This window comes from Streptomyces sp. NBC_00250, assembly GCF_036192275.1.
In the GTDB taxonomy this organism is placed as follows: Bacteria; Actinomycetota; Actinomycetes; order Streptomycetales; family Streptomycetaceae; genus Streptomyces.
Map to the genome: position 1 here is coordinate 3,485,738 of NZ_CP108088.1, position 21,518 is coordinate 3,507,255.

24 protein-coding genes are annotated in these 21,518 nt (G+C 72.0%); 6 read left to right on the forward strand and 18 right to left on the reverse strand.

Annotation, left to right across the window (positions count from 1 at the left end):
- Window positions 1-123 precede the first annotated feature (123 nt).
- Window positions 124-861 carry a prepilin peptidase gene (locus OG259_RS15425; RefSeq protein ID WP_328942793.1) on the reverse strand — a complete coding sequence of 246 codons (738 nt, stop codon included), beginning with the start codon at window positions 859-861 and terminating at the stop codon, window positions 124-126.
- Between the two features lie 41 nt (window positions 862-902).
- On the opposite strand from OG259_RS15425, the gene OG259_RS15430 reads away from it, so the two are divergent.
- Window positions 903-1,289, forward strand: coding sequence for a DUF192 domain-containing protein (locus OG259_RS15430; RefSeq protein ID WP_328942794.1), 387 nt, complete (start codon window positions 903-905; stop codon window positions 1,287-1,289).
- Here the strand turns inward: OG259_RS15430 and OG259_RS15435 are convergent.
- Together OG259_RS15435 and OG259_RS15440 are read right to left on the reverse strand one after the other, a co-directional pair.
- Window positions 1,261-2,397: a hypothetical protein gene (locus OG259_RS15435; RefSeq protein ID WP_328942795.1), complete on the reverse strand. Its 1,137-nt coding sequence runs from the start codon at window positions 2,395-2,397 to the stop codon at window positions 1,261-1,263. The two genes, OG259_RS15430 and OG259_RS15435, sit on opposite strands and share 29 nt — an antisense overlap.
- A gap of 43 nt (window positions 2,398-2,440) precedes the next feature.
- Window positions 2,441-2,848 (reverse strand): hypothetical protein, encoded by a 408-nt coding sequence (locus OG259_RS15440; protein WP_328942796.1) that lies wholly within the window; start codon window positions 2,846-2,848, stop codon window positions 2,441-2,443.
- Window positions 2,849-2,970: 122 nt separating this feature from the next.
- Here OG259_RS15440 and OG259_RS15445 point away from each other — a divergent pair, with 122 nt between their 5' ends.
- Both OG259_RS15445 and OG259_RS15450 read left to right on the forward strand, forming a co-directional pair.
- Window positions 2,971-3,891 carry a hypothetical protein gene (locus tag OG259_RS15445; RefSeq protein ID WP_328942797.1) on the forward strand — a complete coding sequence of 307 codons (921 nt, stop codon included), beginning with the start codon at window positions 2,971-2,973 and terminating at the stop codon, window positions 3,889-3,891.
- 194 nt (window positions 3,892-4,085) lie between these two features.
- Window positions 4,086-4,973: a hypothetical protein gene (locus OG259_RS15450; protein ID WP_328942798.1), complete on the forward strand. Its 888-nt coding sequence runs from the start codon at window positions 4,086-4,088 to the stop codon at window positions 4,971-4,973.
- A gap of 13 nt (window positions 4,974-4,986) precedes the next feature.
- Here the strand turns inward: OG259_RS15450 and OG259_RS15455 are convergent, their stop codons facing one another.
- Window positions 4,987-5,571, reverse strand: coding sequence for a hypothetical protein (locus tag OG259_RS15455; protein WP_328942799.1), 585 nt, complete (start codon window positions 5,569-5,571; stop codon window positions 4,987-4,989).
- A gap of 175 nt (window positions 5,572-5,746) precedes the next feature.
- On the opposite strand from OG259_RS15455, the gene OG259_RS15460 reads away from it, so the two are divergent.
- From OG259_RS15460 to OG259_RS15470, 3 genes are all read left to right on the forward strand, one after another.
- The gene (locus OG259_RS15460) at window positions 5,747-6,313 is read left to right on the forward strand and encodes a hypothetical protein (protein ID WP_328942800.1); all 567 of its coding nucleotides are present in this window, start codon (window positions 5,747-5,749) and stop codon (window positions 6,311-6,313) included.
- A gap of 4 nt (window positions 6,314-6,317) precedes the next feature.
- Entirely contained in the window at window positions 6,318-8,741 is a 2,424-nt protein-coding gene (locus OG259_RS15465) for a tetratricopeptide repeat protein (protein WP_328942801.1), read from the forward strand.
- Window positions 8,742-8,959: 218 nt separating this feature from the next.
- On the forward strand, window positions 8,960-9,787 hold the full coding sequence (locus OG259_RS15470) for a hypothetical protein (RefSeq protein ID WP_328942802.1): 828 nt from the start codon (window positions 8,960-8,962) through the stop codon (window positions 9,785-9,787).
- Between the two features lie 31 nt (window positions 9,788-9,818).
- On the opposite strand, the gene OG259_RS15475 is transcribed toward OG259_RS15470, so the two are convergent.
- The 14 genes from OG259_RS15475 to OG259_RS15545 form a co-directional block, all read right to left on the reverse strand.
- On the reverse strand, window positions 9,819-10,439 hold the full coding sequence (locus tag OG259_RS15475) for an OmpA family protein (RefSeq protein WP_328942803.1): 621 nt from the start codon (window positions 10,437-10,439) through the stop codon (window positions 9,819-9,821).
- A 9-nt stretch (window positions 10,440-10,448) separates the two neighbouring features.
- Entirely contained in the window at window positions 10,449-10,706 is a 258-nt protein-coding gene (locus OG259_RS15480; protein WP_328942804.1) for a hypothetical protein, read from the reverse strand.
- A gap of 326 nt (window positions 10,707-11,032) precedes the next feature.
- Complete coding sequence (locus tag OG259_RS15485) at window positions 11,033-11,443, reverse strand: hypothetical protein (protein WP_328947333.1); 411 nt, start codon at window positions 11,441-11,443, stop codon at window positions 11,033-11,035.
- A 245-nt stretch (window positions 11,444-11,688) separates the two neighbouring features.
- A complete protein-coding gene (locus OG259_RS15495; protein WP_328942805.1) occupies window positions 11,689-11,913 on the reverse strand; it encodes a Flp family type IVb pilin in 225 nt (74 codons plus the stop codon).
- Window positions 11,914-12,009: 96 nt separating this feature from the next.
- Entirely contained in the window at window positions 12,010-12,708 is a 699-nt protein-coding gene (locus OG259_RS15500) for a response regulator transcription factor (RefSeq protein ID WP_328942806.1), read from the reverse strand.
- The gene (locus OG259_RS15505) at window positions 12,705-13,925 is read right to left on the reverse strand and encodes a sensor histidine kinase (protein ID WP_328942807.1); all 1,221 of its coding nucleotides are present in this window, start codon (window positions 13,923-13,925) and stop codon (window positions 12,705-12,707) included. The genes OG259_RS15500 and OG259_RS15505 overlap by 4 nt, the downstream gene beginning before the upstream one ends.
- Before the next feature lie 205 nt (window positions 13,926-14,130).
- Window positions 14,131-15,018, reverse strand: a complete 888-nt coding sequence (locus tag OG259_RS15510; RefSeq protein WP_328942808.1) for a DUF5936 domain-containing protein — start codon at window positions 15,016-15,018, stop codon at window positions 14,131-14,133.
- A 16-nt stretch (window positions 15,019-15,034) separates the two neighbouring features.
- A complete protein-coding gene (locus tag OG259_RS15515) occupies window positions 15,035-15,979 on the reverse strand; it encodes a type II secretion system F family protein (RefSeq protein ID WP_328942809.1) in 945 nt (314 codons plus the stop codon).
- Entirely contained in the window at window positions 15,976-17,322 is a 1,347-nt protein-coding gene (locus tag OG259_RS15520) for a CpaF family protein (protein ID WP_328942810.1), read from the reverse strand. The genes OG259_RS15515 and OG259_RS15520 overlap by 4 nt, the downstream gene beginning before the upstream one ends.
- Before the next feature lie 16 nt (window positions 17,323-17,338).
- Complete coding sequence (locus OG259_RS15525) at window positions 17,339-17,713, reverse strand: TadE/TadG family type IV pilus assembly protein (RefSeq protein WP_328942811.1); 375 nt, start codon at window positions 17,711-17,713, stop codon at window positions 17,339-17,341.
- Complete coding sequence (locus OG259_RS15530) at window positions 17,710-18,075, reverse strand: TadE family protein (protein WP_328942812.1); 366 nt, start codon at window positions 18,073-18,075, stop codon at window positions 17,710-17,712. Before OG259_RS15530 ends, OG259_RS15525 begins: the two co-directional genes overlap by 4 nt.
- Window positions 18,076-18,078: 3 nt before the next feature.
- The gene (locus tag OG259_RS15535) at window positions 18,079-19,350 is read right to left on the reverse strand and encodes an AAA family ATPase (RefSeq protein WP_328942813.1); all 1,272 of its coding nucleotides are present in this window, start codon (window positions 19,348-19,350) and stop codon (window positions 18,079-18,081) included.
- Between the two features lie 7 nt (window positions 19,351-19,357).
- Complete coding sequence (gene cpaB / locus OG259_RS15540; protein WP_328942814.1) at window positions 19,358-20,065, reverse strand: Flp pilus assembly protein CpaB; 708 nt, start codon at window positions 20,063-20,065, stop codon at window positions 19,358-19,360.
- Window positions 20,066-20,197: 132 nt separating this feature from the next.
- Window positions 20,198-21,247, reverse strand: a complete 1,050-nt coding sequence (locus tag OG259_RS15545) for a hypothetical protein (RefSeq protein ID WP_443051972.1) — start codon at window positions 21,245-21,247, stop codon at window positions 20,198-20,200.
- Window positions 21,248-21,518: the final 271 nt, after the last annotated feature.

Below are 21,518 nucleotides of genomic sequence, written 5' to 3' on the forward strand. Positions count from 1 at the left end.
GCGGCGGAGTTCCGTCCCTCCGAAGAGGGACCGGCCCGGCCTGGCCCCGTTGACGGGGCGAGGCCGACCGACACCTCCCGGCAAGGCCTCCGGGCAGCACCTCCCGGCAGGGCCGGTGCAGGGTCAGGGCAGGGCCGTGAACGCGCCGAGGAGCAGGCCGGCCAACCCGCCCGCGAGCATGAACGGGCCGAACGGAATCATCGAGGAGCGGTCGGCCCGCCGCAGGAGGACGAGCCCGAGGCCGTACACCGCGCCGAGCAGGAACCCCGCGAACGCCCCGGCGAAGAGCACACCCCAGCCGTACCAGCCGAGGGCCGCGCCCAGCGGCAGCGCCAGCTTGACGTCCCCGAAGGCGAGGCCGCTCGGGTTGACCAGGAACAGCACCAGGTAGGCGCCGCCGAGCGCGAGCGCGCCGAGCACCGCGTACGGCCAGGAGCCCGCGTCGTACGGGAGGAGCTCGGCGACGCCGAGGAGGAGCGGCACCGCGGCGGCGAGCGGCAGGGTGAGCCCGTCCGGAAGCCGGTGCACGCGCGCGTCGACAGTGGCGAGGAGAACGGCGAAGGGCGCGCCGAGCAGCCAGACCGCGAGCTCGGGCCGGGGCCCGCCGGTGGCGGCGGCGAGCACGGCACAGGCGAGGGCGGTGAGCAGCGGTGCCGTGTACGGGCTTCCGGGTGTCGCGCACTCCTGCCGCCCAGGCCCGCCGAGCCAGCCGCGCGCGGGCCCGGCGAGCGCGTGCCCGGCGGGGCAGCGGTCCCGCCACGGCTCCTCGGGGGTCACGGAGAGCCGGTACGCGGCACGCGGCACGAGCAGCCCGGCGGCGGCGCCCCAGAGGGCGGCGAGGGCGATCATGGTGACGTACACGGAGCCGACCCTAGGGTCGGGAGGCCGCTACGGTCTGGCGCATGGGGAAATGGGCGGACGGTACGGGGACGCTGGCGACGGAATCCGGCCGGGAGGTGCCGCTGGAGGTGGCGGCGTCGTACCGGGCGCGACGGCGGGGGCTGCTCGGGCGGGACGGGATGGCGGGGGCGTTGCTCATCGTCCGGACGAACAGCGTGCACACCTTCGGGATGCGGTTCCCGATCGACGTGGCTTATCTGGACGGCTCGCTCACGGTCCGCTCGGTCGTCACGATGCGGCCGGGACGCCTCGGCATGATCCGGCCGCGTGGCCGGCACGTTCTGGAGGCGGAGGCGGGCGCGATGGAGGGGTGGGGGCTGCGGCCGGGGGTACGCGTGCGCGTGGAGACGGATTCCGGGCTCACGGCGGGCCCGAACCGAGCAGGGTGAAGGCCCCGTAGACGGCGGAGGCGAGGGCGAGCCCGGCGAGGACCGGCACGACGGTGCGGGTACGGAGCCGGGCGAGGGCCACGGCCGGCGGGAGCAGCAGCCCGAACGCCGGCATCATCAGACGCGGCCGGGAGCCGAAGTACGCGGCGCCGACGAGCGAGACGAACACGACGCCGATCGTGTAGACGAGCAGGGGCAGCGGCTGCCGCTGCCGTACGCAGAGGACGACCAGCCGACCGAGCAGCGCGAGCACCGCGCAGAGGCCGAGGGCGGCGGGCCACGGCAGACCGGCGATGAACCTGGCCAGGGCGACACCGCCGTCGATGGAGTTGCCCCAGGCGGCCTGGACCTCGAAGTAGGCGGTCGCGCTGCCCTGGCGGACACCGACGTACGCGATGTACGCGAGCCAGCCGAGCGGGGCGATCAGAACCCCGAGCACCGTGCGCGGGGGCAGCCGCCGGTCCCGTACGAGGGTGACGAGCACCGTGATCCCGAGGGCGGCGATCAGGGCGACGGCCGTCGGCCGGGTGAGCCCGGCGGCCGCGCACAGGACGCCGGCCAGGATCCAGCGCCCGCGCAGGACCGCGTACAGCGACCAGGCGGCGAGGGCGGTGAACAGGGTCTCCGTGTACGCCATGGACTGGACGAAAGCGGTCGGGTACACACCCCAGAGAACGGCGAGCAGCACTCCGGCGCGCGCTCCGAAGGCGTGCTCGCCGCACTTGTGGATGCCCCAGGCGGCGGCGAGTCCGGCGGTCCAGGAGACGAGCAGCCCGGCGGTGGCCGCGTCGAGGGGGAGGACGGTGGAGAGGCCTCGCTCCAGGGCCGGGAAGAGCGGGAAGAAGGCCAGGTCGGGGTGGACGTCCCCGCTCGGCAGGGTGGCCTGGTACCCGTATCCGTTCTCGGCGATCCGCACGTACCAGACGGAGTCCCAGCGGCCCTTGAGCCGGTGCAGCCCGTCCTCGCCGGTGACGGCGGAGGCGATCGCGAGGACCGCGAGGCCGATGAGGCGGGCGGCGGCGTACCCGCCGACGGCGAGGAGGGTGGGATGGGTGGCGCTGGTGGGACGGCTGGGACGGGTGAGAAGGCTGGGTCGGGGCACGGACATGCGTCCGATTATCCCGGCGCGCCGCCCGGCGCCGCCGCACAGGTCAGCCGAGGGGCCTTATGCGGACGAACCTCGCGGCCATGACGGGACCCAGCTGGTGGACGATGGCGTGCCCGGGCTCCTGCGGGGAGGGCAGATCGCCGAGGAAGGAGGTCACGATGACCTCGTCGATGCCGAGCACACCACGACAGCTCTGCTCCTCCAGGAAGGCGAGGGTGCGGCGCCAGTCGGCAGCGCACGGGGCCTCGCCGAGAAAGGACCGCACGGTGTCCTGGACGACGTCCCAGAAGAACACGTGCGGCTGCACACCGCCCTGATGGAAGACGTGGTTCTCGTACACGTCCCGGAACTCGGGGATCCGCGTGACGAGGTCACTGACCAACCGCACACTCGGCGTCTCGTTCGGCGTCCCGCCCGGCGTCCCGCCCGGCGTCTCGCTCGTCGTCGTCATCTGTCCAGAATGCTCCTGCCCGGCGGAACTGTCCCCCCACCTTTGCGCTTTCCTGACGACGGCTTTCGGCAGGTTTTCCACAGGGGGTGCGAAGTGTCCCCCTTCCGTGGATCGTTGGGCGTATGTACGAGTTGGCGATCCTCGCCAGGGGCGGGGTCCTCCTGACGGTCTGGGCGGTCGCGGCGGGCTGGCCCCCGGGCCGCCTCGCCGGCCGTCTGCGCAGGGACGGCTGGCAGCGGATCTGCCGGGGTGCGTGGGCGGTCCCGGGGAAGGAGGTGGACTGGCGGGTGCGGGCGGCGGCGCTCCAGCTCCTGCGCCCGGACTGGGTGTGCAGCCACGGGACGGCGGCGCGGCTGCACCGCATCGAGCGGCTGGGGGCGACGGGGCGGACGGACCGTCTGGAGTTCACCGCCCCGGCCCCGACCCGCTCGACGGCCGGCGGCGGGATGCGCGTACACGGCACGGCCTTCCTTACGGCCGAGGACCGGTCGACACGACGGGGGCTGCGGACCACGACCCCGGCACGGACGGTCGGCGACCTGATACGGGCGGCCGACAGCCGGGAGGAGGCAGTCGTGGTCGCGGACTCGGCGCTCGCCCGGCGGGCGGTCGAGGGCGTACGGCGCGAGGCACTCGTCCGGTACGAGGAACTCGCCGCCGAACTCGCGGCGCCCCGGCGGGGAGCGACCCGCGCCCGGTCCTGGCTGCGGCTCGCCGAGCCGGCGTCGGGCTCACCGGCGGAGACGGTGGCGAGGCTGCGGATGGGGGACGCGGGCCTGTTCCCGGAGTCGCAGCCGACGCTGCGGACGGCCGCGGGGCCGCCCCTGCGCCCGGACTTCCTGTTCCGCGCGGAGGGCCTGGCGGTGGAGGTCGAGGGCTACGCCTTCCACGGCACCCGCCGGGCCCACGAACGGGACGTGGCCCGTTTCAACGCGCTGCAGTCCTGCCCGGAGATCCGCCGCGTGCTGCGGTTCACGGCGGCCGAGGTCTTCCGCCACCCGGACCGCATGACGGCCACGATCAGAGCGGCGCTGACTCTCTGACGAGGAGGACCAACGGGACGCACGATAAAGTCCGTTGGCTGCGACGAGATCACCACCGCAGCACGCCCCCGCGTCCGCCTCCACATACGGCTCCGCCGCCCTCGTTCCGCCGCCGAAGAAGGACGGACGGAGGTCGGACGGAGGATGGACCCGGGGCGATCTCCACCAACACCAGAGAGAAACAGGGAGTTTCGGTGTCCACGGCCCCCATGCCTCCGAGCAACCACCCGCACCAGAACGCCGGTTCGCCCGGCGGGCCGTTCCCGCCCCCTCCCCCGCAGCCGCCCCGACGGCAGGGCTGGTTCGGCAGGCAGAGCGAGGCCGTCCGGATCACGATCATCGGTGCGGTGATCGCCGGCGTCTTCTCCCTGGCCGGCGCCGTCCTGACCTCCGCCCTGACGGACAAGGGCGAGAGCCCCTCGGACGCGAAGGCACCGACGCAGCCGAACACAGCCACACAGCCGAACACGACGCCTCCGAAGTCGTCCGAGGGGTCGCCCTCGGACGAGCCGTCGACACCGTCGCCCCCGTCGACCCCGTCGGACCAGGAGAGCGACTCGCCCTCCCCCGGCGACTCCTCGACGGCCACGGCGCCGACGACCGTGTCGTACAAGCCCTCCTACACCAAGCAGGCCATGTCTCTCGGCCTGCCGCCCGGTTCCGACCTCGGCACCATCGACTTCGACGCGCCGGCCACGCGCCGGTACACCGAGGACGAGTGGAACAAGGCGAAGGAGACCGCCGAGCAGAGCGGCGTCCCCGTCGAGGCCGATCTGACCTACCAGAACACCCTCGACGGCTTCCTGTCCCTGCGCAACGGCCGCAACGCGGCCCAGCTCCAGCCCACGGACGCGTCGGAGAAGGCCGAGGACTGCGCCCGGGCGGCCCGGGTCGGCGGCTTCACCGAGGCCGAGATGTCCACGTGGGACCTCCCCGCCAAGACGGTCCTGTGCGTCCTGACCGACAAGGGGAACATCGCCCGGGTCGTGATCACCGGCTTCATCGGCGGCAACCCCCAGTCCTCGGTCGCACCGCCCACCCAGATCACGCTGGAGGTCACCCTCTGGAAGCCCGGCACCTGAGCCGTCGGAGGGATCAGAAGATGTCGGGCGCCCGGTTCAGGAAGCGGCCCGGCAGGGAGAACCAGCGGCCGCCCTGGGCCAGATGGCGGGTGTAGACGCCCTGGAGGAGCAGGGCCAGGGAGAGATCCACGGCGTCGACCCGGCCCTCGGTCCTGACGTCCAGCGTCACCGGCCTGCTCCAGTCGTCGCGGGTGACCCGGACGGCGATCCCCTGCCGGAGCAGCTCGTGGACATTCTTGTCCTGACCCCGCCGGTAGCGGTACGCCCGGCCTGCGAGGCCGATGCGCAGGGCGCGCCCGTCGCGGGACAGCCCGCTGCGGCGGCGGCTCAGGGTCCCGGTGTGCTCACCGACCTGGAGCCTGGCGCGCGAGGGCAGCGGCGCCCGCCCGAACCTGATGCCGCTGAAGACCCCCTGCGGGACGCGCTCGCCGACGACCGAGAACTGCGCGAAACTGTCGCCCCGCCCGACGGCGTTCCCGAACCGCAGCTCCACGGACCCGAGTCCGGGGATCGTTCCGCCCCAGGAAGGCGTGGGGGCGAGCCATCGGGACGCGGCCTCGGGGTCGGTGTGGCGGAGGGTGAATCCGGCGGTGCTCATGACACGCCAGTATGCCCGCGGGCCGTCCCCTGGCGATGCGGGTCCCAACACGCGCCCTGGGAGGGCCCTTTCACGGTTGCGATCGGGTGTACGGCGTGACGGGAACTGTCTCCGTTCGGCACCATGAGAGTGGCCCGTGGCCTTCCCGGGCCGGGGATCGCGGAGGAGGACCGGGATGACTCGCGCGGTGCGGTGGCTGGTGGTCGCGTTGGCGACGGCTGCCACGTTCGGGGTGTGCGTGTGGGTGGTACGGGCGGTGCCGTGGGGGTGGCTGCCCCAAGGCGAGGGCCCCCGGCTCGACACGGCCCTCACCTTCGGCGCGGTGACGGCCGCGGCGGTGCTGGCGGCGGGCGGCTGGTGGGCGTCGCGGGAACTGACGCAGCCCACGCCCACGCCGGCTCCGACCCCGGCACCTCAGCGGGTGAGGAAGCAGCAGGCGACGGCCTCCGGCAAGGCCCAGGTCACCTTGGTCGGCGGCAGCCGGGACCTGGCCCCGTCCACCGGCCCGCAGCCACCCGGCACTCCCCCCGCCGGCGCTCCCACCGCCGACGCCCCGGCCCGCGTCGATCAGGACGCCGAGGCGTCCGACGATTCGAGCGTCCTCCTGGTCGGCGGCCACCTGGGCCCGACATCCGATGCCTCTGCCGACGGCATCCCCACAGAGGTCGAACAGCGCGCGAAGGCGTCCGGTGAGGGGCGCATCGTGATCGCCGGCGGGGACCAGCACGCAGAAGGGCCCTGAGGCGTTGAGCGACCGGTACGACCTCGAAAAGGCAGACGCGGCGAAGGCCGACACGGCGAAGCGCCCCGAGGCGAAGGCCGACGCGGCGACGAACGGGCAGGGCCCGTCCGACGCCGTCCAGCAGGAGGCCCGGGCCTCCGGCCAGGGCCGTATCAACCTGGCGGGGCGGGACCAGAACATCACGCAGATCGAAACCCAGAACGTCTGGGGCCCGGGCAGCGGGCCCGCACCCCGCGCGCTGGCCTCGCTGCCACCCGCCCCGCGGCTGACCGGACGCGAGGAGCGGACCGCCGAGCTCCTGACCGCGTTGGCGCCCGACGGGGCGGGCGTGACGGTGGTGACCGGACTGCCCGGCGTGGGCAAGACCGCGCTCGCGCTGCAGGCGGCGCACCGGGCCGTCGACATGGGCCGCTTCCCCGGCGGCACGCTGTTCGTTCCCCTGCGCGGTTACGACCCGGCCGGCGCGGTCAGCCCCGAACAGGCCCTGGAGTCACTGCTGCGGGCGCTCGGGGTACGAGACGGGGACCTGCCGCCGACGGTCGAGGAACAGACCGGCCTGTACCAGTCGGAACTGGCCCGTCGAGCGGAGGAGCGCGGGCCGATCCTGATCGTGGCCGACGACGCCTCCTCCCCGGCCCAGCTCCGTCTGCTGGTGCCGGCACACCCCCGCCACCGGCTCCTCGCCACGTCCCGCGACGCCCTGACCGCCCCCGACCTCCGGGCCCGTCTCCTCCCTCTGGACGAGCTCGACACCGAGTCGGCCACGGCCCTGATCGCCATCGCTCTCGCCCAGGTCCGACCCGACGACCCGCGCGCTGCGGAAGATCCGCATGCCCTGGAGCAGGTGGCCGGGCACTGCGGCCGACTCCCCCTGGCCCTGACGATCGCCGCCGCGCTGTTGACCGACGACCCGGGCCTCCCGATCGCCACCCTCGCGGACGACCTGGCCGACGCCCGCACGCGGCTGAAGACGCTCCAGCACGAGGACAGCGACGGCCGGTCCCTGGCCGTCCAGGCCGCGTTCGACCTGTCCTACCGGCGCCTCAAGGCGCGGGACGCCCGACTGTTCCGCCGACTGTCGCTCAACCCGGGGCCCGACCTGTCCCTCAAGGCCGCCACCAGCCTGAGCGGCTGGAAGGAACGAGAGACCCGCACCAGCTTGGCGGCCCTGGTCCGCGCCTGCCTGATCGGCGAACAGCCAACCGGTTCCGGCCGCTGGCGCGCCCATGACCTGATCCGCCTGTACGCGGCCGAACTACCGAGGGAGGCAGGCGAAGAGGCGGCACTGGAGCGACTACTGCTGCACTACGCCGTCACATGTGATGCGGCCGACGACCACCTGCGCGCCCTGCCGGGGCAGCCGGTACCCGACCTCTTCGCGGACCAGGCCGCCGCACTGACTTGGCTGGACGCCGAGCGGGCCAACCTCATCGCCGTGGCCCCTCACACCGTTGCAAACCACCCTCAGGGGGTCCTGCATCTGACCCTGGCCCTGGGCGTATACCTACGTCAGGGGCGTCACTTCCATGACGCCCTCGTGGTCGGCGAGCACTCCATCTGGGCAGCCCAGGCGCTGGGGGATCGCAAGGGTGAGGGCTCAGCGGCCAACAATCTCGGCAACGCCCTTCAGGAAGTTCGACGCTACGACGACGCCATCCACGCATACACCCAGGCCGTCGCCATCCACCGCGAACTCGGCAACCGCCACGGCGAAGGCGCAACGGTCAACAACCTCGGCTGCGCCCTCCAAGAAGTGCGGCGCTACGACGACGCCATCGAAGCCCACACCCAAGCCGTCGCCATCCACCGCGAGCAGAACGACCGCCGCAGAGAGGGCCAATCACTCAGCAACCTCGGCAACAGCTTCCAACAAGCACAACGCTACGACGAGGCCATCAAAACCCACACCCAAGCCCTCGCCATCTGCCGCGAACTCGGCGACCGCCACGGCGAAGGCGCAACGGTCAACAACCTCGGCTGCGCCCTCCAAGGAGTGCAACGCTACGACGACGCCATCGCAGCCCACACCCAAGCCCTCGCCATCCACCGCGAACTCGGCAACCGGTACAGCGCAGGCCAAACGCTCAACAACCTCGGCAACGCCCTCCAAGGAGTACAACGCTACGACGACGCCATCGCAGCCCACACCGAAGACCTGGCCATCTGCCGCGAGCTCGGCGATCGCCACGGCGAAGGCCAGACACTCGGCAATCTCGGCAACGCCCTCCTCCTAGCCCGACGCTATGACGACGCCATCGACGCCCATACCCGAGCGGTGGCCATATTCCGAGAGTTCGAAGACCGCCACAACGAGGAAAAGGCCCAGAGGAGTCTTGACGGGACCCTGCTTGAGGCGAGGCAGAAACGCCGAAGGCCGGGGTGGCGTCGCTGGTTCCGTCGCGGCGGTGCAGGTGGGCCCGGAGCTTGAGCCGCGAGGTTCGGGCGGTGTTCTACGGAAGGGGTACGGGTCCGGTCGAATCCACCCACCCACCCTGCGAGTTGACGCTACGTCGTCGATTTGCCACGCAGCGTCATGCACCCCTAGCCTGCGAGCAGGCTTGTGAAACAGACGACCCCCACCAAGGTGCAGCAACACCTCGCGGGGGTCTCACCATCAAGATCGAAGACTTGAAGGAGTCGATCCTCATGGCTGACGCCGAGTTTAATGACGCCTTCCACCCTCTGGCCAGCCCGGGGTACGGAAAGCGTTCCGCGCCGCAGCAGGAAGCGCGCGGGCGGCAGGACTTCGCCCACCTTCCGGCCCGCGAGGCCGCCATCGCCGCGTACCTCGACCGGTTGCCCGAGGGCAGCGACATCTCGGTGAAGACGCTGGCCAAGCACCTGCCGTACGGGCAGTGCGCCCTCCGCACCGCGCTCAACCGCATCCAGCGGGCCGGCCACCTGCGGCGCGGCCGCGAATGCCTGGGCGGACGATGGATCACCCGAACGTGGTTCACCCGAACGCCGCGCGACAGCACCTGGTGGGCCGCCTTCCAGCAGGGCGACGTACCCCGCGAGGCGAAGACGACGACGCGGTCGCGGGCCTACGTCCTGCTCGCCGCGCTCGGCCGCACGAACTCCATCCTGTCCCTGTCCCACGCCGAGTGCCGCGCGCTCGTCCCCCTCGTGGAGGAATGGTTCGGCCGGGACGCCACCGAGGACGACGTACTGCGCGCCCTCACCACCGGCCTCCCGCAGCCCGTCCACCACCCCGCCGGCCTCGTCCGCCGCCGCCTCACCGACAAACTGCCGCCGCTGCCCGTCCGGCGGACCCCCGCCCCGCTCCGCATCCTCGAATGCGGCACGTGCGGCACCCCCGGCTACGCGGACACCCTCCAGAACGGCGACTGCGGCCCCTGCCGCGGCGACCACCCCAACCCCACGCACGCCCGCACCCCCGCCCTCCCGGCCCCACGCGCGGTCCAGGCCCGGGCCGCCGCCATCCGGGACCGGATGGACGAACTGCGCACCTGATTCCGAGCGTGACCTCCAGGAGCGTTCAAGGTCAGGGCGAGACGGGTGGCGTGGTGCGCGGGAAGGAGATCTCGACGCGCCGGTTCTTCTTACGGCCCTCCTCGGTGCCGTTGTCGGCGATCGGGTAGTCCTCGCTGTAGCCGCGGATGTCGAAGGTCGTACCCGGGTCGAGACTGCGGGCCAGCACCTGCTGCACGGCGACGGCACGCTGCTTCGACAGCTTCAGACCGTGCTCGTACGTCCCCAGGTTGTCGGTGAACCCGAAGACCCGGACGCGCCCGGAACCCAGCTTGTTGATCTCCGCGGCGACGGCGGCGATACGGGCGGTGGCGGCGGACCCGAGCTTGGCACTGTTCTTGGGGAACAGGACCTCGGCCTGCAGCGCGAACGTCACGTCCACGTTGGTGTCCTGGCGACGCTGCTCACCGCCCTCCTCCTCGACGATCTGCTTGATGTCGAGAACCTTGGCGGGCGCGAGGGTGGCACCGTCGGGGAGCATCAGGCCGGGGGCGTTGGGGTCGATGGCGGGGGGCGGGGAAGCGGAGGCCGCGGAACCGGGGGGATCGTCGGCGTGAGCCGTGGGCACGGCGAAGGGCCCCAGGGCGACGGTGACGATCGCGAGGGCGGCGAGGCGGCGGTAGGTCGTCGTCATGTCGTCGCCTCAGGAGAGCTTGAGGGTGGCGGGTTCGAAGGTGGGGAGCTGGAAGGAGACGTCGGTGGTGGAGGGGGGCGGGGCCGGGAACTGCATGAAGACGGCGGTCGACTTGCCGGGACCGAGGCTGTCGAGCGCCGAGGTGGTCAGGGGCCGCCCGTCGGTGTCCCTCAGGACGTAGTAACGCTTCTTGCCGACGGAGTCGACGAAGGTGGCTCCGCCCAAGGAGTTGCCGTGCTTCACAACCTCGGTTTCGTCTCCACTCATCTGAGCAGGAATAATGGTGGCTGCGTCGGAGGTGTTCTTCAACCTGCCCTTAACGGTGAGAAATCCACCTGCATCCCGATCCGCTGCGCTGATGGTGAGCTCCAGGCCCTTCTGCCCCTTGAGGACAGCCAGCGTCTCTGTCGGCTCCTCCGAACTCTGCTGCTGCCCTGCTTGCGTCTCCTGAGGAGGCACAGTGGTCGCGGCCGGCTTGTCCGCCTTCGGCTTGTCCTCGGCTCCGCAGCCGACCACGAGGAGAGCCGCCGACGCGACCGCGAGGGAGGCCAACCCCTTTCGTGCGTACCGAACATTCATGAAGCGCGCTTCCTTTATTCGTCGTTGCCGGCCAGTCGGACAGTGAAGAGATCTGCGGCACTGGGCAGTGTCGGGTCCTCGGGATCGATGGTCCAGGACTCCTCACCACAGGTGAGCCCAGTAATCGGCTCGGGTTCCGGCTCGGGCTCGGGCTCGGGCTCCTCACCTGGTTCCGTCGGGTCGGGATCCGGCTCGGCTTCCTCCGGGACCGGAACTTCCGGGGGCATGAAGTCACACTTCGGCTCGATCACAGCCCGCGCGGACGCGGTGGCATCCCGCGACTCCCCGCCCGTCGTGACCACCGTGACCCGGAAGCCATCACCCCCCGAGGCAGGTGGCACACAGCCATCACCCGAGAACTTGGCCTCGTTGCGCTCGGCGAACACTCCCGCCCGCTCACACGCTGCCATGCCGTCGTAAGTCACGCCGTGTAGAAAGCCGTCCCACCGATCAGGGGAGAGAATCACGCCAAGCCAGCCCTCTCGGAGCTGATCTCGGGCATCCTGAGCAGCTGCCAGTGCTGCCGCATCTGCCGCAGTCTGCGCACTGTTCCGCGTGAGGGCGGCCTGTCCCACCGCGAAGTAGGCAAATGCAAGGAACAAGAGACCCGCAATGACGGCGATGTAGACGGGGAACGCCTGACCGCTGTCCCTCTGCAGACGTGAGGCGCCTACTCTCCACCGCCGCCGGTCAGTTCGGTGATCTTCTGGGAAATCGCATTCTTGATCGACTGCCCCAGATCCGTGCCGGTAATGGCCACCACAATCGCCACCACCACCACAATGATCCCCAGATACTCCACCGCCGTCTGCCCGCGGTCCCTGCCCCTGGACGCCGTCCAAGCCGCAAGTTCGAGCCGGGCCTTGGTCAGGGCCTTCAGCATCGCGTCGTTCATCGTGGTCCCCTCCGCGTTCAGACGCCTGCGCACGGGCACGGTACGCCGACGTTCGGGTCGGCGCACAGGGCCCGTGGGCCCATCTGTGGGCCCGGGTCATCGGGTGGGCCTGGTGCCCAGCCAGGAGGCTATGGCCTCGGCACGGGTGTGGGTGTGGAGTTTGGCGAAGATTCGGTTGATGTGGTTCTTGACCGTCTTCTCCGTGATGAAGCAGGTCGCGGCGATCTGCCGGTTGTTCAGGCCCGTGGCGATCAGGTCCATCACTTCCACCTCTCTCGCACTCAGTCCACACTGTTCCACATTTCGTTGCATGCGCGAAGATTCGATTTCAAGGTGCGGCGACATTGAGACAATTGGGCCGCCGCCCTGGTGTGCAGTCGCACGCAGCGACCGCAGCAGCACCTCCGACGCCGTCGCCGTGAAACGGGCCCGTCCCTCCCCGACGTCCCGTACCGCCCCCACCAACTCCTCTGTCGTGAATTCGCCGTGGACGAGGTAGCCGGCCGCTCCCATGCGCAATGCCTCCTCGACCGTTTCGGGTTCCCGGCTGTACGTGAGCATCAGGACGCGGGCCAGACGGGCGAGGTGCGGGAGGGCCTTCAGGCCGTCGTACGGGGGCATCCGGACGTCCAGGAGGATCACCTGCGGCCTGGTGCGGAGCGTTTCGCGGAGCGCCGCGCGGCCGTCCGCCGCCTCCGCCACGACCCGGAACCCCGGGCGGTCGCCGAGCAGGGAGCGCAGGCCCGCCCTCACCACCGGGTTGTCGTCCGCCACGAGGACGGTGATCGTATTCATCGCGCCGTCCCCAGCGGGACTTCCAGGCGGACCTCGGTGCCCCGCGCCGCGTCTCCCCGGCCGATCCTGAGCCTCGCGCCCACCCCCGCCGCCCGTTCGACCATGCCCACCAGGCCGAAGTGGCCCGTGCCGCGCAGGGCGTCGAGCGTCGTCCCCGGCGGCAGTCCTCGCCCGTCGTCGCGGACGCTGATGCGGAGCAGGCCCGCGTGGACCCCGGCGGTGACGTCGATACGGGTGGGGTGGGCGTGGCGGCCCGCGTTCTCCATGGCTTCCGCCGCGATGGAGAGGAGCTGGCGGGCCATCGGGTACGGGACGACCGGCGGCGTCCCGTCGCCCACCGAGCGGTACGCCGCTTCGATGCCGGAGGACTGCCAGCGCGTACGGAAGTCCCTGACCCGGTTCGTCAGTTCGGACGCCATGTCTATGCCTGCCGCGCCCGCCCCGCCGTACGACTGGCTCCTCAGGTCCGAGAGGAGTTCGCGGGACTCGGCCGCCGCCCGGCGGGCCGCGCGGGCCACGAGGGCGGCCCGGTCCTTCGCCTCGGCCGGGTCGGAGCAGGTGGCGAGGGCGTCGGCGGCCAGCGCGAGGCCGTGCAGGGTGGTGGCGACGGAGTCGTGCATCTCGCGGGCCAGCCGGGCCCGTTCGACCTCCACGGCCTGCGCGGCGGTGAGTCCGGCGCGCGCCTCGGCGAGCGCCTGGCCGGCCTCGCCGAACCGCAGCAGCAGGTTCCGCAGGGTCACGCCGAGCGCGCCCGTGATGACGCAGAGGCCGGCGAGGAGGAGGACGTCGCCGGGTACGGCGAGCAGGACGAGGGACTGCAGGCAGGCGAAGAAGGCGGCGCCGCGCCAGCCGTAGGCGAGCCCGGCGAGGAGGGGCGTGCAGACGCTCACGTATCCGAGGGTGCTCTGCGGTCCGGCGGTGACGAGGAGCAGGGCGCCGAGGAGCGTGTCGGCGGCGAGCAGGGCCGGGTGCTTGAGGAGGAGGGGGCCGAAGCGTTCCCAGTCCCGGAAGAGCACGTACGAGCCCATGAAGGTCACGACGACGGCGGCGCCGACGAGCCGGACGGGGAGTCCGGGCGCGGCACCGAGCAGCGCCGCGGGGGCGGCGAGCGCGATCATCGCGAGCCGGAAGCCGAAGACCTGTCGGCACATGGCCTGGAGGGCGTTCGCCTGGATGTCGACCGCGCCCCGGGCCGCACCCCCGACCCGCCCGCGCATCGTGCCCCTGGCCGAACCCCCGGCCGTCCCTGGGACCGCGTCCCTGGAAGCCGTACCCCCGGCCTGCCCCCGGACCGCGTCCCTGGAAGCCGCGCCCCGGGCCGCACCCCCGACCCGCCCCCGCAGCACACCCCTGGCCGTCTCCCGGGCCGTGCCCCACGCCCTGGGAGTCATCGGCATCGTCGGCCGCCGGCTCATCCCGTCCTCACTCGCCCGTCACCGACCCGAAGTCCGTGCCGGTGCCCAGGAACAGGCCCGCGCCCAGCAGGATCATCGTCGCCGGGACCATCAGCATCGTGATGACCATGGTCGCCTTCGGGACGGCCTTCGCCGCCTTCCTGCGGGCGTTCTGCGCGTCCGTGCGCCGCATGTCGTTGGCGATCTGTATCAGCGTGTCCACGATCGGCGCGCCCAGTTCCTCGCCCTGCTGGAGGGCGGTGACGAACTGGGCGACCTGCTCGGAGTCGTTGCGGCGGCGCAGTTCGTCGAAGGCCTGGCGGCGGCTGACGCCCATGTCCATCTGTCGGAGCGTGATGCGGAGTTCGTCGGCCCAGGGTCCCTCGTACTTCTCCGCGACGCGTTCCAGGGCCTGTCGGAAGCCGAGGCCGGCCGAGACGACGACGGCCAGTACGTCCAGGAAGTCCGGCAGGGTGCGTTCGATCTGGTCCTTGCGGATGCGGACCGCCGACCAGATGCCGACCTCCGTCCAGAACGCGCCGAAGGCGAAGAGGAGGAGGGCGACGAGGAAGGAGCCCTTCGACAGCATCAGCAGGCCGCCCAGGGCGCCCAGGAAGCCGTAGACCGCCCGCCTCGCCCCGTACCGGTCGATGGTCAGTCCGCCGGGGTTTCCCGCGAGGTCGATGCGGCGCCGGACCGCGTTGACCCGCTTGGGTCCCATGAGGCGGAGCACGGTCGGCGACCAGCGCATGCCCAGGCGGTCGACGGCCGAGTCGACGGCCCCCGTGCGGGTGGCGCCGACCTCCAGGGCGAGCCGGAGGTCGTCGGGGAGCTTGGCGTCGGCGCGGTGGAGGCGCAGCCCGTACGCGGCCCCGGCGACGGCGAGGCCTGCGAGGAGGGCGAGGAGGAGGTCCACGGTGACAGTCCCGTCCCTACACGTCGATCTTCGAGAAGCGGCGGATGGCGATGAAGCCGACCACGTACAGGGCGAACGCGGCGACGACGGCGAACTGTCCGACGCCCGAACCGGTCATCCGGTCCAGGGCACCGGGCTGCATGTTGTCGATGAGCAGGAGCGAGCCGACGCCGATGACGGGGACGGAGTACGCGGTCATGCTCACCTGGGAGAGCTGGGTGCGGACCTCGCGCCGGGTCTCCTTGCGTTCCTCAAGGGTCTCGGTGAGGTTGCGCAGGGAGGAGACGACGGTGCCGCCGGCCCGGTTGGCGAGGACGAGGGTGGTGACGAGGACGACGAGTTCGCGGGAGGGGAGGCGTTCGGCCAGTTCTCCCAGTGCGTCGTCGAGCGAGGTGCCCACGGCCAGCTGCTGGGCCACCTTCTCCAGTTCGTCGCCGGCCGGGGCCTCCAGCTCGTCGGCGGCCAGGCTGAGGGCCATCCGGAGGGCGAGTCCGGCCTGGGTGGCGTTGGCCAGGATGCGGGAGAGTTCGGGGAGTTGGTTGATGAATTTCTCGATGCGCTTCTGGCGCTGCCAGCCGAGGTAGCCCATGGCGACCCAGATGCCGAGGAGTCCGCAGATCGGGCCGAAGAACGGGGACAGCGCGGCCTGGCCGACGACCCAGAGCACGGCCACGGTCGCCGCGAGGGCCACGGTGAACTCGCCGGGTGTGACGTCGAGTCCGGTGGCCGCGATCCGCAGTTCCAGTTTCCGGCCGAGAGCCGTGCCGCGGACGCGCCGGTCGACGCCCCGGAAGCGGCGCCTGCGCCTGCCCGCGGCCTCGGGCAGGCCCGACTCGTCCAGCCGGGCGACGAGCTCCGCGTGACGGCGGGCCCCGCTCGCGTACAGCTGGACGCCCGTGATGCCCAGGACGCAGGCGAGCAGGGTCACGCCCGCGGTCAGCCAGAAGGGGTCGGTCATCATTGCGCCTCTCGGGTCGCCAGGTGGGCGTCGGTGGCGGCCACGCCGAAGGCCTGCGGGATGGGCTGTCCGGCCAGATAGAGGCGCTCGGCGACCCGCCGCGGCAGCGGGTGGTACGTGAACTGCCCGTACACCCGTCCGTCGGCGGCGACCGGCTGCGCGTGGAAGCGGCAGACCGTGGCCAGCAGGAACCGCTCGCGCCCGTGGGAGGCGAGGACGGATATCTCGGTGATCCGGCGGGTGCCGTCGGGGTGCCGGGTGAGCTGGACGAGGACGTCGACGGCGCTGTTGATCTGGTCGCGGAGCGCCTCGAACGGCACCTTGACCTCGGACATCGAGGCCAGGGTCTGGAGGCGCATGAGCGCGTCCTCGGCCGAGTTGGCGTGGACGGTCGCGAGCGAACCGTCGTGGCCGGTGGACATCGCCTGGAGCATGTCGAGGGTCTCGCCGCCCCGGACCTCTCCGACGATGATCCGGTCGGGCCGCATGCGCAGGGAGTTGCGGACGAGGTCGCGGATGGAGATGGCGCCGCGGCCCTCGATGTTCGGAGGGCGGGCCTCCAGGCGGATCACGTGCGACTGCTGGAGCTGGAGCTCGGCCGAGTCCTCGATGGTGATGATCCGCTCGCCGTCGGGCACGAGACCGGAGAGGGCGTTGAGGAGGGTGGTCTTCCCGGTGCCGGTGGCGCCGGAGACGATCAGGTTGAACTTGGCCTGAACGAGTCCCGACAGCAGGAGCAGCATCTGCTCGTCGAGGGAGCCGAGGCCGATCATCTCGTGCAGCGTGTACGCGCGGGGGAAGCGGCGGATGGTGAGGGTGGCCCCGGTGAGCGAGAGCGGCGGAATGATGACGTTGACGCGCTCGCCGGAGGGCAGCCGGGCGTCGACCATCGGATTCGACTCGTCGACGCGCCGGTTGACGGTGGACACGATCCGCTCGATGGTCTGCATCAGCTGGTCGTGGGAGGCGAAGCGGAGCGGCAGCAGTTCGACGCGTCCCGCGCGCTCGATGAAGATCTGGTCGGGTCCGTTGACCATGATCTCCGTGATCGAGGCGTCTTCTAGGAGCGGTTCGAGTACGCCGAGGCCGAGGGCCTCGTCGACGACCCGGCGGATCAGCTGGGCCCGCTCGGCGGTGGAGAGGACGGGCCCCTCACGGCTGATGATGTGACCGAGGACGCGCTCCAGGCGGGCGCGCCGCTCGGCGGCCGCCAGCGCGGACATCTCGGTGAGGTCGATCTCCTCCAGGAGCTTGGCGCGGAAGGCGGCGACCAGATGGCCGTCCTCCCTGGCCGCCGCGCCCGCGCCGTGGTCCTCGGGGGCGTTGATCCGGGCCCGCAGACTCATGACTCCTCGTCCCTTCTCACTCGTCCTCCTCGTCGGGCAGGGGCATGACGGCGGTCTTGGTGACGGGGTCGAAGGTCCAGAAGGGGACGACGGGGGGGATGCGTACGGTGACGGTGGCGACGGCCTCGCCCCCGGCGGTGTTCACCTCGACGTCGGTGACCCAGTCGGCGGCCGCCCGGGCGGCCGTGTCACCGTCCGGCGCGTCCTCCGCGTCGCTGCTCTCGGCCCGGGCGGCGGCCCGGGCGGCCGTGCCCGCCTGCTGGGCGGCGTACGCGGCGACGCCGAGCTGAAGTCCGGCGAGACCGACGAGGAGGAGGATCGGCAGGAAACCGAGGTACTCGATGGCGGCCTGGCCCCGGTCGCGCCGGCCCTCGCGGAGGTCGCTCCTCATCGCGTGAGGCTCCTCTCGTCCACGGCGCCCGCCTTGCTCTCGACCGAGAAGAGGCCTCCCACGCCCGGGAACAGGACCGGGACCTGGAGGGTGACCACGGCGTAGGACATCCCGTCACCCGGGCTTGAGCAGTTCACCTGCGCGGTCCAGGCCCCGTCCAGATGGCGCCGGGCGGCGCCTTCGCAGTCGCCCCGCACCGCCTCCTCCCGCACCCCCTCGTCCGCCGCGTTCCCCGCCAGCGTGTACGTGTAGCCGACCAGGACGACCTGCCAGAGCAGGGCGAGGGTGAGCAGGATGACCGGCACCATGCCGACGAACTCGACCGCCACCTGTCCCCTGTCGTCGTCCCGGATCGTGGTCATCGCTCAGCGCCCTCCGGTGCGGCGCCGAAGGCCCAGCGACGAGCCCCGGTCGCCCGCGCGCGCGAGCTGCTTGCCGGGCCGGCCGGACGTCGACGCGGCGGCCGGGGCCTGGACCAGGCCCAGCTCGCCCGCGAGGGCCCACAGCGCCTGCTTGACCGTCGACTTGGCGTCGAGTTCGTGGAGCCGGCCCGCGTCGACGACGGCCTGGAGTTCCTTGAAGTGGGCGGGGACGGCGACGCCCGCGATCCGGGTGCCGGTGATCTTCTGGACGAGGGGCGGCTGGATCTCGGTGGAGCGGTGATGGCGGTTGACCAGGGTGACCGTCTCCTCGGCCTTGCGGACCTGGAGCCGTTCCCACATGCGTACGGTCCGCTTGGCGGCCCGGACGGCGACCACGTCCGGCGTGGCGACGAGGACGGCGGTGTCGGCCATCTCGATGGCGGCGGCGTTGGCGCTGTTGAGCTGGGAGCCGCAGTCGACGACGACGACCTCGTGCCGGCCGCGCAGGGCGCTGACGATCTGGCGGGCGGCGCGGTCGGTGACCTCCTCACCGCGCTCGCCCTCCGCGGGGGCGAGGAGCAGGGAGAGGCCGGTCTCGTGGACGTACACCGCGTCCTGGAGGACGCGCGGCGAGATGTCCGCGATGGAGGCGAGGTCGGCGACGGAGCGGCGGAACTGGACGTCGAGGTACGAGGCGATGTCGCCGCTCTGGAGGTCCATGTCGACGAGGGCGACGGTCCGCCCGGATGCGCGGGCCGCGAGGGCGAGGTGGACGGCGGTGACGGTGGTGCCGACCCCGCCCTTGGCGCCGCTGACGGTGACGACGGTGCCGCCGGGGCCGGTGATCTGCTCCGCGCCCGCGCCGAGGTGGCGGCGGACGCCGACGGACCACTGGGCGGCGGCCTGGACGCGGCTGGCGAGTTCCTCGTACCCGAGGGGGAGCGTGACGAGTCCTCGGGCTCCGGAGTCCATGGCGGCGGAGAAGAGGACGGGGCTCGCGTCGGCGGTGATGAGGACGACGCCGACGGCGGGGAAGCGGAGGGCGACCTCGCGGACGAGTTCGAGCGCGGGGACGGGGCCGATCCGCTCGTGGACGAGGACGACCTCGGGAAGCTCGTCGAGGGAGGCGGCGGCGAGCCGCGCGAGGGTGTCGACGAGCTGGGTGGAGTCGGTGACCGGCGGGGCGGGTTCGGCGTCCGGGAGCTGGCCGATCAGGGTGGTGACGGACCGGGCCGCGTCGGGGTCGCCGACGGCCGGCAGGATCCTGGTGGTCATACCGGCCTCACTTGTCCTTTTCGAGCGTGTAGGTGCGGTCGCGCTGGTCGGACGGGGCGCCGCCGGTGGTGGGGGCGACGAGGGCGAGGCGTACGTGCTCGGCGAAGGACTCGGCGTACGCGACGCGCTGGGCGTCGAGGGTGGAGAGGGCGAAGGAGATCGGCACGGCCCCGTTGGTGCGCCCGGTGCGGTCGGAGCTGTCGCGGATCGCGGTGAGTTTGCCGACGTCGAGGACGCGGGCACCGGCGACGATCATGCGGGACTGGGAGGGCTCGTCCTTCTTCTCGCCCTCGAAGGTGGCGTAGATGTTGACGGTGGCGCCAGGGGTGATCTTGCCCGCGACGCCGGTGGCCGCGTCGATCATGATGGCGATCTCCTGCTGGCCCGGCTGGAGTTCGGGCTGTTCGACGATCATGTCGGACTGCAGGAGGGAGCCGGCCTTGAGCTGGGTGACCGCGATCCTGCCCTCGATCTGGCGCAGGTCGGTGACGGCGGTCTCCGAGAGCCACCGCTTCGGCATGGAGATCTTCTCGAACTGGTCCGCCCTGAGGGGGGCGTACGGGGCCACGTTGTCCTTGATCCGGTACGCGGTGGTCTCCGGGCCGACCTTGGAGTTCACGTCGCTGATGACGGCGAGCACACCGGCGAAGGCGCCGAGGGCGCACAGGACGGACAGCAGGAGCAGGATCACGCCGCGGCGCTGGCGGGAGTTCATGGCCGTACTACCTCGTTCGGAGACGTGGGTCCGGGGCGGACGGGATCGGACGGGAGCGGACGGTCGGGTGCGGAGGAGTGGTCACGGAGAGGGCCGAGAGGAGGGGACGGAGAAGAGGGGGCGAGGAGCTGTTCACGGCAGCGCACGGGTGGGATTCACCTGCACGTTCGCGGGAGTCAGCTCGTTGTACGAAGTCGAGTGCGGGGCCTGGTACTGGACCGGGTGCGAGTCCGCCTGCCCCGGGTGCGAGCCCGCCTGCCGGGCCGCCCCCGCTCCCGCCCCGAGTGCGCGGGTGCCGCCGTCGTGTCGCCCCCCGCCCGAGGTGCCGAGCGCGCGACCGCCCTGTTCCGGCACCGCCCCCACCCGCAGCGGCGCGCCGCAGAAGCCGCAGCGGTCGCCGATGAGTTCCATCGCGCACCAGTGGCAGGTCTCGCGGCGTACGGAGGAGACGAGCTGGTAGAGGACGGGCAGGTCGGGGAGGTACGCGGCGAACTCGACGACCTTGCCCGTTCCCCACCAGCCGGGCGAGGCCTCGGGCAGGGGGGTCTCCTGGACGGGGCCCTGGATCCGCCATCGGGGTACGAGGGTGGTGGTGGGCCAGTCGGTCTGGAGCTGGCCTCGGGCGAGCAGCAGTTCGGTGGTGAACTCGGGTCCGGGCAGGGGTTCCTCGCCGTTTCCGACGCGCACGATCTGCGCGGTCGGTCCGGCGAGTACGGCGAAGTGGGCGCCGGGCAGCCAGCCCTTGAGGTGGGAGCCGAGGCTGACGGGCACGCGGTCGAGCCGGGAGACGGAGCCGAGGACGGCGCCCGCGTAGATGTAGTGCGCGAGCAGCCGGGCGGCGGAGGCGAGGACGCCGGGGCTGAAGTCGCAGGCGGCCAGCTGGCGGAGCTGGCGGACGAGTACGGCCGCTCCGAGGGGTGGCAGGTCGGTCCTGACCAGGGCGATCCGGTCGCTTTCGAGCAGGGCGCGGACGGCGCGGAGCCGTTGCTCGACGGCGGGCGGGGCGGAGGTGGGGCAGACGACGACCACGTGTCCGTATCGCGCGAGGAGCTGCTGCATGTCGGCGATCGAGGCGTCGAGCGACTGGGTTTCGGGGGCCGGGAGGACGGTGGCGTGCGGGGTTCCGGGGTCGGTCGGCGGCAGCGCCAGGTCGGCACTGGTGACCGCGATCGCTGTCGGCACGTAGGACCCCCCGTCCCCTTCGGCCTCCGGTGCCCCGGGGGCCGCGGATCACTTACCGCGTTCGCGGCGTCACCGCAGGGTGCTGCCGCCTCTGCACCTTATCCACGTACCCCGGGGTGGTGAACACACAATCCGCCAAGCTGCCCCCATTTCTTTGGGCCCGGGACTTGGGCCCCTCGACCCTTCCCACCCGCTCCGAACAGGGCTTGCTGCCAGAGGTCTTGACAATGCGATTGGTCTGGACCAACTTGTTCCGACAACGGTGGCCACC

What these genes read in the sequence shown, in the direction of transcription:
- OG259_RS15505 (WP_328942807.1), bottom strand. Translation starts at nt 13,925, where the DNA reads ATGCGCGGGCGGGTCGGGGGTGCGGCCCGGGGCGCGGTCGACATCCAG.
- OG259_RS15525 (WP_328942811.1), bottom strand. Translation starts at nt 17,713, where the DNA reads ATGAGGAGCGACCTCCGCGAGGGCCGGCGCGACCGGGGCCAGGCCGCC.
- OG259_RS15515 (WP_328942809.1), bottom strand. Translation starts at nt 15,979, where the DNA reads ATGATGACCGACCCCTTCTGGCTGACCGCGGGCGTGACCCTGCTCGCC.
- OG259_RS15470 (WP_328942802.1), top strand. Translation starts at nt 8,960, where the DNA reads ATGGCTGACGCCGAGTTTAATGACGCCTTCCACCCTCTGGCCAGCCCG.
- OG259_RS15475 (WP_328942803.1), bottom strand. Translation starts at nt 10,439, where the DNA reads ATGACGACGACCTACCGCCGCCTCGCCGCCCTCGCGATCGTCACCGTC.
- OG259_RS15535 (WP_328942813.1), bottom strand. Translation starts at nt 19,350, where the DNA reads ATGACCACCAGGATCCTGCCGGCCGTCGGCGACCCCGACGCGGCCCGG.
- OG259_RS15460 (WP_328942800.1), top strand. Translation starts at nt 5,747, where the DNA reads ATGACTCGCGCGGTGCGGTGGCTGGTGGTCGCGTTGGCGACGGCTGCC.
- OG259_RS15495 (WP_328942805.1), bottom strand. Translation starts at nt 11,913, where the DNA reads ATGAACGACGCGATGCTGAAGGCCCTGACCAAGGCCCGGCTCGAACTT.
- OG259_RS15445 (WP_328942797.1), top strand. Translation starts at nt 2,971, where the DNA reads ATGTACGAGTTGGCGATCCTCGCCAGGGGCGGGGTCCTCCTGACGGTC.
- OG259_RS15435 (WP_328942795.1), bottom strand. Translation starts at nt 2,397, where the DNA reads ATGTCCGTGCCCCGACCCAGCCTTCTCACCCGTCCCAGCCGTCCCACC.
- OG259_RS15440 (WP_328942796.1), bottom strand. Translation starts at nt 2,848, where the DNA reads ATGACGACGACGAGCGAGACGCCGGGCGGGACGCCGGGCGGGACGCCG.
- OG259_RS15520 (WP_328942810.1), bottom strand. Translation starts at nt 17,322, where the DNA reads ATGAGTCTGCGGGCCCGGATCAACGCCCCCGAGGACCACGGCGCGGGC.
- OG259_RS15480 (WP_328942804.1), bottom strand. Translation starts at nt 10,706, where the DNA reads ATGAGTGGAGACGAAACCGAGGTTGTGAAGCACGGCAACTCCTTGGGC.
- OG259_RS15530 (WP_328942812.1), bottom strand. Translation starts at nt 18,075, where the DNA reads ATGACCACGATCCGGGACGACGACAGGGGACAGGTGGCGGTCGAGTTC.
- cpaB (WP_328942814.1), bottom strand. Translation starts at nt 20,065, where the DNA reads ATGAACTCCCGCCAGCGCCGCGGCGTGATCCTGCTCCTGCTGTCCGTC.
- OG259_RS15430 (WP_328942794.1), top strand. Translation starts at nt 903, where the DNA reads ATGGGGAAATGGGCGGACGGTACGGGGACGCTGGCGACGGAATCCGGC.
- OG259_RS15455 (WP_328942799.1), bottom strand. Translation starts at nt 5,571, where the DNA reads ATGAGCACCGCCGGATTCACCCTCCGCCACACCGACCCCGAGGCCGCG.
- OG259_RS15500 (WP_328942806.1), bottom strand. Translation starts at nt 12,708, where the DNA reads ATGAATACGATCACCGTCCTCGTGGCGGACGACAACCCGGTGGTGAGG.